This window comes from Lysinibacillus sp. OL1 (assembly GCF_004332175.1).
Lineage (GTDB): Bacteria > Bacillota > Bacilli > Bacillales_A > Planococcaceae > Lysinibacillus > Lysinibacillus capsici.
On the sequence record NZ_SJDS01000009.1, the window covers coordinates 170,138 to 182,212 of the forward strand.

The window sequence follows — 12,075 nt, forward strand, 5'->3', positions numbered from 1 at the left end:
AGCATTCATTGAGCTGCGGGCAGTCCAATTTGGAGCGCCTTTCTCCTCCTTATGAGCAAAGAGTCCACTTTGTAGATCATCTTCCCCTCTCTACAAAGGGGATAACTCTCTATTTCAAGCAACATAAAAAAAGCAGTGCAAAACTATTCGAGTTTGCACTGCTTCCTCTATTTAAGATCGTTTTTTCATGCCTTTTAACAACTGTGCTACATTTGTATCTTCTGCTTGTATAGTTTTTTCCTCAACCAGCGGCTCTTTTCTCTTCACATTCGTTAGGAAATTCCAACCAAAGCGTCTTATGGTAATATCAATAAAGAAAAGAAGCATACTTGCTAAGAGTAGCCATGTGGCAATATTTTGCCGATCTGCTCCTTTTGTCGTAAAGTCACGGAAAACATCTTGTGGTTCCTTTAAAACAGTGCCTCCTGTTCGTTTAGTTAACTCTTCTATCAGTTGGTTATTTACAGGGAGTAGTTCGTATTCAGCACTATAAGGAACACTTAGCCCTGCCTGATAAATGGCCTTCTTTTCATCTGCTACACGGAAGAAAATTAATCCAGGTTCAGCTTGTACTACAGCTCGAACTTGGGATGCGGAAATGGTTTCAAGTTGTGTTTCTAGCTCCTCCCCTGCCTCATTTACCGCTACAATATCTAAAAATGCAGCTTCATTTGTAGGGTCTGTAATCATAAAGGAACCATCTGCTTCCAATCTTACATCATAGGCTACATCATTGTAGCTTGGTAGCATCTGAGAAATAAGTGTTTGCCAAAATGCTCCCCAATTCTGCCATCTTGCCCAATCTCCTGTCCATTTACCCGTTGAATCAGATGTAAAGGCAAATGTTTTACCAAGACCATATTGCCACTGCGCTAACACAGGATCTTCCTTCTCGCTTTCTGCTACAACAGTAGCCCCCTGTTTTGCCGTTGTCCCAATATATGCATTCATTTGTGGGACCCCATTTGCAAACAGCGAGTTCCATCCTGCTGCATTATAAATTGCTGGATAGAATGGATTGTCCTCAATATAGGTGCGGGAAATCATAGCTGTTTCACGAGATAAAATAGACGGAATGGTTTGCTCATCTATGACATCATAGAAACGTCCACTACCCATGTCACTAAGCGCTTCTAATAAGTTCGCATCAGCATCTTGTCCAATCGCTACTGTCGATAAGGTTATACCATTTTCTTTTCCTTCAGTAATTAAATCCTCATAATTCCCTGCCTGTGATTGCCCATCTGTTAAGAGAATAATATGCTTACGTTGGAGCTTTAAATCAGCAAGGTTCTCGTAGGCTTTAGCTAATGAACTATAGATTTCTGTTCCCCCACCAGGTGTTACTGATAAAATAGTATCCACAGCCTCTTCTTTACTGCTAAGAGGCCCTGTCTCTATAATCTCCCAAGGACGATCATCAAAGGCAATGAATCCTAATGTATCCTCGTCTCGCAACATCTCAACAGAACGTGCCGCTGCTTCCTTAGCAAGCTCAAGCTTCGAGCCTTGCATACTGCCAGAACGGTCAAGTACAATCACTAACCCTAAGGAAGGTAATTGCTCTTTGCCCTTAATTTCCATTTCCACTGGCAATAAGGTTTCAATCGGTGTTTTAAAATAGCCGCCTAGACCAAAACTATTTTCTCCACCCACCATTGTAAAACCAACCCCAAAGTTTTTGACTGCTTGCTCAATAACACTCATTTTTGCTTCACCCACTAAATGACCTGGCACATTGTCGAAAATAATAGCATTATATTGCAAATAGCTGGACAGTTCATTTGGTAGACTGTCGGGCGCTACAACATCATAGGCAATGGATTGACTACCAAGTGCTGCTGCGATGGGTGAAGCTGTTTCATAACCATTAACGATTAATAAATGTGGTTCACTTTGAACCATTGTGACACTAGTTAACTTATTGTTTTCAAAAATGGCATCCTGACCAACTTGAACAACGGCTTCATATTTTACAAGTCCTTCAGCTGTTGCTGCATGTTTATAGGTAAACACATTCGTGCCTTCAGTCAGCTCAACTGCCTCTTTATGAATAAGCTCATCATTTTCATATAGTAATAGCTCGCCTTGGCCTGCTGATGTTGCATGTATGTCTGTCACTAATTGTTGTTGCTCTCCAACGTAAGCAACCTGAGGGGATACAAAGCTTTTTAGTGATACATCATTGACAACTGGTTGACTAAAAGGCTTAATATCCACACTAATATTAGAGCCTTTCAACTTCGTAGCAAATTCTAAAGCATCGCCCTTTGTCTCATTACCATCTGTTAATAGCACAAGACGAGTTGCTTTTTTAGGATCTATAATCCCTGAAGCAAGCTGTAGACTTTGTTCTATATTTGTTTGATCGGTAGCTTTAATTTCAGTTAGTTTCGGTACTTCCTTTAATGTTTTAGATAAAATGGCCTCTGTTTGTAAAGTAGAGGAAAATGAATAAATGCCCGCAAGCTGTGGTTCTTTTTTTGATTGGAGGCTCTCCTGTATAAACTGAACCATCTCATCTTCCGTACCATTCATAGAAGCAGAACGGTCTACTAAATAAATAATTTGTTCTTCTTTGATTGGTAATAATAGATATGGACCTGCGAGTGCAAAAACTAAACAGCCTGCTGCCACTATGCGAATAGTAAGTACAACAATATGACTTCTTTTAAGTCGCTGTCGCTCATGAAAGTATGTCCATCCAAAATACAAGAATAATGGAAGGAGTAACAACAATACTAACGGCATATCAATTCGTAAATCCACGACGTCGTTGCACCTCCCACTCTGAAACAAGCAATAGTAAAATAATTACAATTAGCCAAGGCACGAAAGAGGTCATCGACACTTCTTCCTTTCCATTGTCTGAAATATCACCTAATGTAAAACTTGTTCCTTGTTCAATGACACGTTCTTGTGCTTGCAATTGGACAATCAATTGTTTTTCCTCATTATTTGAGCGTACCATATAAATGCCTGGCTGTTTGGGCGCAGTTAGCATCCCCTTCGTAACAGACGAAAGAAACTCGTCTTCTTGCGAATAAACATTCCAGTCTCCTTGCGCTAAAGCAACTGCACGTTGTTCATTGGGTGAAAAAATCCCAAGTGACCCAACTGATTCTGTTAGCTGCTGCTCTGTACTCCATAGAAATAGTGGGAATGATGGATGTAAAGGCCAATCTGTATCAGCAATATCGGCTAAAACAACGATATCTCCTTTTGGGGAGCGTTGGATGAACGGCTCTTCTCCAACAGAAGCAATCGTTTCATAGTCCGCAAAGCCAGGATAAACAGCACTAACATAAACATCCTTTAGTTCACTAAAGGCAAATAATGCATCACTTCTAGTGCTTACCGTCCCATTCGCATCTACTTTTTCTGCATCATCACGACCAAATAATACGAGGGGATTGTCCATCTTTTCCAATAAGGCTGATTGGTTTGTGATTATGGTAGCATCTTGATTGTCAGCTACTTGCAAGGAAGGGACGATTTTTACGCCACTACTAACTGTTTGAAAACCTTTCTGTATCAGTTGATGCAAGCCTTGATCAACAATAATTTTTGACGTAGTCGTTTGTAGTAAAACTGTTTGTTGATTGTCTATGTCATAATCATCATTTGCATCAATAATAGCTGTCATGGATTTTGCTAAAGGCAAATCTTTAAATGTTTTCGTAATGGCTTCATTTGGAGGCACAACGACACTTTCTGCTACCAGCTCCTCACCCTCTGCATTATTCAATGCGAGTGTTACCTTTTGCTCGGTATTTGTATCATTATGGAGTTGTACAAGTGCCAGCGTAGCTTGTCCATCTGTCGTAGCAGCAAAGCGGGTGATAGCGATATTTGTTAAGTCTTTTGTAGCACCTCTTACTAGCCATTTCACAGAATCCTTGTCCATCGGTAATTGCTTTTTATCAAGTGTATCTGTAAAAACATAGATAGAAGTTGGTGTATCGCCCACAAATGCCTGTGCTACATCCAGCGCCTTATTCATTTCAGCAGTTTCATAGGTTATTTGTAAATCTTGAATAGCTTTTTTTATTTCACTCGTGTTTGTTTCTTGCTGTAAAACAGCTTTTGGTGCAGCACCAGTTGTAATTAATGTGACAGGTCGACCATTCAATTCATTCATCAAGTTCAGCATTTCCTGTTTATGAGCGTCAAAGGTTGATTGCTCTTTACCTGCCAGCATTGTGGCTGAAGTATCTACAATAAATATGGTTTGTGCACCAACCATGGTTGATTTTTTTATATAAGGATTCATCAATGCCAAAACAAGTAGCACTAAAGCAAGAAGCTGTAAATATAGTAGGGCATTTTTTTGTAGATGCTTTAAATAAGGCGATACTCGCGTTTCCTGCATAATCTCCGACCAAAAAAGCGTCGAAGAAACTGTTTGATCTGTATATTTTTTTCGAAAGAAATAATAAAGTAGGACAATGACCGGGATGATGGCCGTCCAGCTAAATATAATTTGACTAAAGCCCAATACGGCTCACCTCACCTAATCCAATGTGCTTTTAATAATTGCTGGAAAATCGCATGTTGCAATCCATCTTCCACTTTCAATTGTAATTTTCGAACACCAAAGCGACGGCAAATGGCTTCAAATTCTTCTTCATGTAGTATGCGTCTTGCATGGTAGGACTCTAATACTTTAGAGGACATCGTCACATTCACATCATTACCTGTTTCACGATCAAGGAGACGTACATCACCCGAATAATTTGGTGACAGTTCTTCTTGCGTTACAATTTGCAAAATGCGAACATCTCCAGCATAGCGTGGTAGCCTTTTTAATAGCTGTTCCCATTCCTCAATTGGCTCTAATCCATCTGTAACAATGAATAATACGGTACTATCTTTAGGTAAAGCTTTAAGTGCATCCTTGGCAAAACGATTAGAGTAATTAGCTTCCTCTATATCTGTTACTAGCTGTAAAAAAGCTCGGCGATACATGGTACCCTTCCGTCGAAATGGTGGCTTCACTTCATCTTGGACAAAAGAAAAAGATAGACGATCATCTCGACCTAATACCATTAGACCGAGGGAGGCCACAATTTGACGAGCAAATAACCACTTAGCATGTTGCCCCATCGATTTGGTAGCATCTAGTAGAATATGTACACGCATCTCTTGCTCATCTAAAAACCTTTTTATAAAGTATTTATCTGTACGAGCAAAGACGTTCCAATCCACTTGGCGTACATCATCTCCTAAATGGTATTCTCGAAAATCCGAGAAATCAAGGGATGCCCCGAAGCGTTGAGAACGGTGCGAGCCCTTATGTTGCCCGCGTAGTTTGGAGGCCGTCGCTACTTGAAAGCGACTGATTTTCGCTAACCAGTCTTCGGGCAATAAGTATTTTGCTGTCACTTGCTAATACCTTGCTGAACTTTTTCTAAAATAACATCAATCACATCGTCTGCTGTTTTTCCTGAAGCCTCCCCTTCATAATTCAACAGCATGCGATGACGTAAAACAGGCTTAGCAACAGATTTAATATCCGCTACAGAAACATGAAAACGACCATTCATTAAAGCTCTTGCCTTTGCCAATTTGATTAAGCTCTGCAAACCACGTGGACCACTGCCATACATTGCATATTGTTTAACCTCATCAAGCGCATCTGTTCTCTCAGGATGCGTAGCCACTACTAGATCAGTTGCATACTCTAGCATTTCATCAGCAACCATCACTTCCTTTACCATTTGCTGAGCTTGAATGAGAGCATCTGTATCCATCTGTTTCTGTAAACCAATTTCCTGGGCACCTGTCGTTCGCTTCATAATTTCCATAAGTTCGCTTTTTTCTGGATAGGGTACAAGAATTTTACAAAGGAAACGGTCCATCTGTGCTTCTGGTAATGGGTATGTTCCTTCCATTTCAATAGGGTTTTGAGTTGCCAACACGAAAAATGGTCTCGCCATTTTTTTTGTATCCCCTAATATGGTTACCGTTTTTTCTCCCATTGCTTCCAACAAGGCACTTTGGGTTTTGGGTGTTGCGCGATTTATCTCATCAGCCAATACCATTTGACTAAAGATTGGCCCAGGTTGAAAGGTAAATTGCTGCTTCCCATCGGGTGTACGTTCAATCATGCTCGTACCTGTTATATCTGCTGGCATAAGATCTGGTGTAAATTGAATACGTGAAAACGACAGATCCAGTACCTCTGAAATGGTACGAATTAACATCGTTTTTCCTAAACCAGGTAAACCTTCTAACAATGCATGACCATCCGCTAATACTGCATACAGGGTATAATCAATTGCTTCTTCCTGTCCAACAATGAAGCGATGAATTTCTTCTTTAACTTGCTGTAATTTCGTACTCATATCTACATACTGTTGCTCTGTAAAGGCCATTTCTTTTCCTCCTACTGCGACTCAATTGACGTGAAATAAGATTGCACGACATTTTGTAAATCCTTCGGTAATTGTAAGCGCTCTGAACTCTCTAAATAGCTGTCTTTATAAGAGCCAATTACTTCTTCATAAGGTCGAATAGAACCTTTTGTTATCGGACCATTTCCTTGTTGCTCAGATACATGGGAACCATCTCCTAATGCGCCACCATCTACTGATGTCTCACTTGCCCCACCTATTCGATTCGGTGTCGTTAGCAAATTCCGACCGCCTTGGCCACTTCCTGCTCCTTGACCACCTTGTCCCTGACCTTGGCCTTGGCCCTGTCCTTGACCCTGTCCCTGTCCTTGGCCTTGTCCTTGACCTTGGCCTTGGCCTTGTCCCTGGCCTTGGCCTTGTCCTTGACCTTGGCCCTGCCCTTGACCATTGCTCTGGCTACTACCATTTTGCTGTTGAGAACCACTTTGAGCATTATTTTGACTAGACTGGCTTTGTTGATTACTAGGTTGGGAATTACCAGATGACTGTTGACTGTTTTGATTGTGGCTGCTGGCATTATTGGCACTCGCAATTGCATTTTGTAAGGAGTTACTTGCTGGTTTACCAAGTTTACTCATAGCAGTTTGTGTGGCATTTGCATTTTCTGTCAGCCCTTGCTGCATTTGGGCAAGCTCTTTTAGCTGCTCAACCTCTTCCTTCGATAATCCTTGGCCTTCTGTTGTGCCATCTTGACTAGCCGTTTGTTTATCCTTTAATTGCTGCTCCTTTAATGCTAGCTCCTTTTGCTTTTTGACAACTTCTCGTAAAGCTTCTTCTGCTGTTTCAGCCTCTTTTAAAGTATTTTGAAGTTCTTGCAATTGCTCCTTTACTTCTTTTGTTTCCGCCTTCTTCTCTAATTCAGCAACTTCCTTCTTCATATCTTCGATAACTGCTTGCTCCTTTTCAACCTCTATCGCTTCAATTTGCGTAGCTGCTGGGAACATATAAAGAATGGCTAGTACAACTGTTGTAATAAATAATCCGATAAACGCCTTTGGACGAAATAAATTTTTCTTTCGAGCCTTAAAGTCTGCGAAAGCTTTTTCAGCATTTTGGATAGCTTTCGATAATAATGATTGAACAAGAGGATCCTGATCATCTTTAAATGATAAAGCTGTCACTAATTCATTATGTGAGAAATAATGATCCAGTTTATGCAATGCCTCTTTCTCTTTGACCCGTTTCCACCAAATATAAGCAATGGTTGCAATAATAACGGTAATAAAGGCTCCTAATGCTATTTGGCGATAATATGGCCAGACAAATAGTCGGGAAATAAGTACGAGAGAAGCACTCGAAAGCAATGCCAAAAACAAACCGTATTGTGCAATGGGAATGCTTCTTTCAAGAGTTAATCTCGATTTTGCACGCTGAATATATTTTCGTAATTGCTTACGACGCTCCATACCAATTCCTCCTCATCGGTTACTTTTCATGTTGGCACGCAATTTTTTAATCGCAATCGTTAAACAAAGCACAATGATGAATACATAAGCAATTAAATAAGTAATCCATACAGGTAGTTCTACACCCGAAAGCTCTGCTAATGCATCCCCCATCTCTGGAGAAATAAGTGTCAGCATCAAGGCACCTGGATTAATAGATGCCCAGAAATAGGTCATAAAGGAGGCACCTGTTCCAATGGCATTGCCCATTTGATGAAAGGCCATTGTTAAAAAGAAGAAGAATGCTGTAATACCTCCTAAGAAAATGATTGAGCCGTATGTGGCAATCATGGCAACAATAGTCCTCTTAGTAATCGTAGAAAACATCACGCCTATACTACCTATTGCTACTACAGTGACTAAATAAAATAAAAATATAGAAATAAGCTGTGAAGGCGACACACCACCGAATAGAAACACTAGACTGTATAGTGGTAATCCTGCTACCAGCATCAATACTAGAAATGCTACGGAGGATAGTAATTTTCCAATAACAATTTGTGTAGAACTTTGTGTCGTTGTTAATAAAATATTTAATGTTTGCTTTTCGCGCTCACTACTGATAGCACCTGCAGTCAAACTTGGTGTAATGAAAAGAACTAATGCCATTTGCAAGATGGTTAGCACAGCAAACATCATAAAGCTTGTCTCTGGTCTAAAGAAGCCTCTGCCAGTAAATTCAGTTGTAAGCAATAAAAACCCTGCAATGAAAATACACAGTACAGCTAAATAAAACATTAAACCTGAAAAGCTTTTAAAAGAACGGAAGCGTAACTTCAATTCTTTAACAAGTACTGGATTATAAAATCTTTCCATCATTGATTGTCCGCTCCCTTCGTAATCGCCATAAAGACATCCTCTAAATCCTTCTCTTCTTCACTTAATGCATAGATTGGTAAATCTGTAAGCATAGCTTTTTTTAGCAATGCCACCTGCTCAGCATCTGTTCCTCGATAGTTAAAGGCTATTTCTAAACGACTTTCAATGACATCAATTGATGAAATATGCGGATCTTCCTCTAAAAACGCTCGTACTGCATCCAATTGATCTGTCACTTTTAATACAATACGCTTTTCTCCTTGTAGCTGAGCCTGAATCGCGGCTACATTTCCATGTGCAATTAATTTACCATTATCAATAACACCGATTTCATCACACATCTCAGCAAGTTCAGGCAAAATATGCGACGAAATTAAAATTGTTTTTCCCATAGACTTTAAATTTCGTAAAATATCTCGCATTTCCACACGAGCACGTGGATCTAGTCCTGATGCAGGTTCATCTAGAATCAGTACCTTTGGATCATGGATAAGTGCACGAGCTAAACATAAGCGTTGCTTCATACCACGTGATAATAAATCAACATATTCATAGCGTTTACTTGATAAATTCACTAGTTCTAATAATTGTGGAATTAACACTTGACGCTCTGCTAATTGGATACCGTAGCTCGCTCCATAAAAATCTAAATATTCATCTACTTTTAACTGATCATATACACCAAAGAAATCGGGCATATAACCAATTTGCTTTCGAACTTCTTTAGGTTCCTTCACAACACTTTTGCCATTTATCAGAGCATCTCCTGAAGTCGGTGACAATAGGGTCGCTAAAATAGAGAATGTCGTTGATTTCCCTGCTCCATTTGCGCCAACAAATCCAAATACAACGCCTTCTTCTAAAGATAAGTTTAAATGATCTAATGCTGTAAAGGAGCCGTATCGTTTCGTTAAATCACGAATTTCAATCATTATTTTGCCACTCCTTTCAGCTCTATGTCTGGTAATTTCGTTTGTTCTCCTGATGGATCGGGACCATATTTGATTTCAATTCGAAGCTCTCCATCTTGATTAAAGTATGTTGAAACCTTGTCTGTAAACACTTGCTTTGTATCGACTAAAGGCTCATATATATTCGTTTCATTATTCCAAATGGATAGCTGCATACGTGAGACATCCTTATTAGAAATTGTCAGCTCATTAAGTGATTCAACGGCATCCATAAATTGATCTGGCATGGTCATCGTTACTTCGTACAACCCTTCAGATAGGTACCATTTATTCAATTCTTCCTCGATCTTTTCATAATAGCCATTTGCTGATAGTGGCTCTACTGAATACGAGAAGTTATTACGCTTCATTGTAAATGGACCTGTTAGCTCAACTTTTCCTTTAAATGGTTGAACAAGCATCGTAATTGGTGACATATTGGCACTTGTTTCTAATTCAACTCCTACCACCGCTTGATCTGTCCAAGCTGTAAGTATTGGTTGGTTATCCTTTTCGACAAGCGGCAATGCTAAAGTTTTCATTCGTTCAATCCGCATTGGGTCTACCTCATCCTTTTTCGATGGGTAACTATAATTATAATTATTGAAAATAGATGGTTTTTGAAGAACCGTTGTTTTCAGTTCCTTATTTACCTGTAATGTTCCGTTTGCTTCAATATCACCTAGTTTTACTTCTTTCACACCTGAGATTAATGTGACATCTTTTAATGCAAACGGGAAATTATTTTTAACTGTTCCTGTTAGTTTTTCATTTTTCAGTGTTATATCTATATCCATCTTCCCGATATTTTGTGCTGATGTTTTTCCACCAAAGGATTGCACAGACCAGTAGCTTAAATCACGTAATGTTAGTGTTGAACCGCTAGCATTTTCTTTTATATAAGAAGATTCATGTAATGGCCCCATCGTGCCTGTGAAGTTATTATAATTTCTTAATGCAACGGCAGTTGTATTTTGGTCAGCATTGACCACAAAATCCCCACTGCGATTCGTTAGAATGGACTCTACATAATAGCCATTTACACTATTGTCTTCATTTACTTTATAGAATGCAGATTGTTGAACTTGTGGCTGTACAATACGATCCTTCGCTCCGACAATAAAGAGAACAATGGAAAGAACAACAGAGATGGACGGTATTATCCACCATGCATGCTCACGCTTGTCCGCTTTTTTCAAGATAAAATAAAGGATTGGCCCGATTATTAAAATATAAAGAATAATGACAATTAGCATATAGCTCACTGATACTTCGAAAGATGGAAATAGTTCATTAATGTTACGAAGCTCATAAGATATTTGATCGAGAGGAGATTGTCCCTGTCTCATCATTCCTTGCTGTGAAATACTTTGAATATTCATCACTTTGGCTAAAAGTGCTCCGTAGCCGTCCATAGAAGCAAGTGGTTGATCACCTAAAGAGAAGGTTGTTTGAATCACTTCCCCGCTACCCACTTTTTTCTTTGCTGCTAACACTGCATTATTTTCTGTTAGTACAGGTAAACTTCCTTCACTACTAGTAGCTGCGTAAACTGAAATCGGCTGTGTAAAAATGCCGCCACCTGACAATTTAGATAAAGCTTCTGCAGAAATCGCAGTCGTTTCTTGTGATAATGACAAAGGTAAATACTCTTTAAAAATCCCTGCTGTAGCATTGATTTGGTCAGCAGCACCTAGAAGTAAGGTACCACCATCCTGTACCCATTTTAGTAATGCTTCTTGTTGTTTCGGTGTTAAATCAGCAATAGCCACTTCATCTACAACAATGACATTGGCCATCGCAAGTCCCTGCGAGTCTTCTGGAAGTGTATAATCTTTTAATTGATTGATATTAAATACTTCCACATTACTTTGAGCTACAAATGTTGATAAACGTAATAGTGCTGAAAGTCGATCACTTTTATCTGTTAATGTATAAATGAATGTTGATGAGGGATCTAAAAAATTTGATTGCAGACGTTTAGTTCCCTTATAGGCAATCTTTTTTCCTTTTTCAATGTTTCCCTCATAAAAGGCAAATAAATCTGTGTCCGAGTAACTATAGTCAGCTAAACCATCAAGATAGAAAGTAAATGTCTTTTCCTCTCCTGCTGCTATATCTATTGGAACGACAAGGGCTGAAGCTGCCTCATAAGAATTTGATGAATTAATCGCCATATCTCCTGAGAAGTCAGCTCCATTATTTTTCACTGTAACTTGAAGTGGTACTACTGATTGATATTTCGCTTTACCAGAAACACCAGCTGTTGCTTTCACCTCTAGTGTAGCAGCAGCACTCGCCTGAGTTGTAGGCAAGATAAAGCTCATTACAAGCATGACTAGTAAGGTCAGTGCCGTCCATTTTGTCTTTTTCAAAAGCTCAACCCCTTTTTATGTAAATAGATGGTTACATAATTATACGATTTATATTGCATTTTGTTCCATT

8 protein-coding genes are annotated in these 12,075 nt (G+C 39.3%); all 8 read right to left on the reverse strand.

From position 1 onward, the window contains the following. Positions 1-171 precede the first annotated feature (171 nt). From EW028_RS16775 to EW028_RS16810, 8 genes are read right to left on the reverse strand one after another with little or no spacing between them, the layout of a single operon-like run. A complete protein-coding gene (locus EW028_RS16775; RefSeq protein WP_131521685.1) occupies positions 172-2,769 on the reverse strand; it encodes a VWA domain-containing protein in 2,598 nt (865 codons plus the stop codon). Then, positions 2,753-4,498 (reverse strand): vWA domain-containing protein, encoded by a 1,746-nt coding sequence (locus EW028_RS16780; RefSeq protein ID WP_131521686.1) that lies wholly within the window; start codon positions 4,496-4,498, stop codon positions 2,753-2,755. Before EW028_RS16780 ends, EW028_RS16775 begins: the two co-directional genes overlap by 17 nt. 11 nt (positions 4,499-4,509) lie before the next feature. Then, positions 4,510-5,385 (reverse strand): DUF58 domain-containing protein, encoded by an 876-nt coding sequence (locus tag EW028_RS16785; protein ID WP_066037221.1) that lies wholly within the window; start codon positions 5,383-5,385, stop codon positions 4,510-4,512. Then, positions 5,382-6,377 (reverse strand): AAA family ATPase, encoded by a 996-nt coding sequence (locus tag EW028_RS16790; protein ID WP_048391973.1) that lies wholly within the window; start codon positions 6,375-6,377, stop codon positions 5,382-5,384. The genes EW028_RS16785 and EW028_RS16790 overlap by 4 nt, the downstream gene beginning before the upstream one ends. An 11-nt stretch (positions 6,378-6,388) precedes the next feature. Further along, on the reverse strand, positions 6,389-7,822 hold the full coding sequence (locus EW028_RS16795; RefSeq protein ID WP_131521687.1) for a hypothetical protein: 1,434 nt from the start codon (positions 7,820-7,822) through the stop codon (positions 6,389-6,391). 12 nt (positions 7,823-7,834) lie between these two features. Beyond that, the gene (locus tag EW028_RS16800) at positions 7,835-8,680 is read right to left on the reverse strand and encodes an ABC transporter permease (RefSeq protein WP_103117519.1); all 846 of its coding nucleotides are present in this window, start codon (positions 8,678-8,680) and stop codon (positions 7,835-7,837) included. Then, positions 8,677-9,612, reverse strand: coding sequence for an ABC transporter ATP-binding protein (locus EW028_RS16805; RefSeq protein ID WP_131521688.1), 936 nt, complete (start codon positions 9,610-9,612; stop codon positions 8,677-8,679). The genes EW028_RS16800 and EW028_RS16805 overlap by 4 nt, the downstream gene beginning before the upstream one ends. Next, on the reverse strand, positions 9,612-12,005 hold the full coding sequence (locus EW028_RS16810; protein ID WP_131521689.1) for a DUF7408 domain-containing protein: 2,394 nt from the start codon (positions 12,003-12,005) through the stop codon (positions 9,612-9,614). The genes EW028_RS16805 and EW028_RS16810 overlap by 1 nt, the downstream gene beginning before the upstream one ends. Positions 12,006-12,075 lie beyond the last annotated feature (70 nt).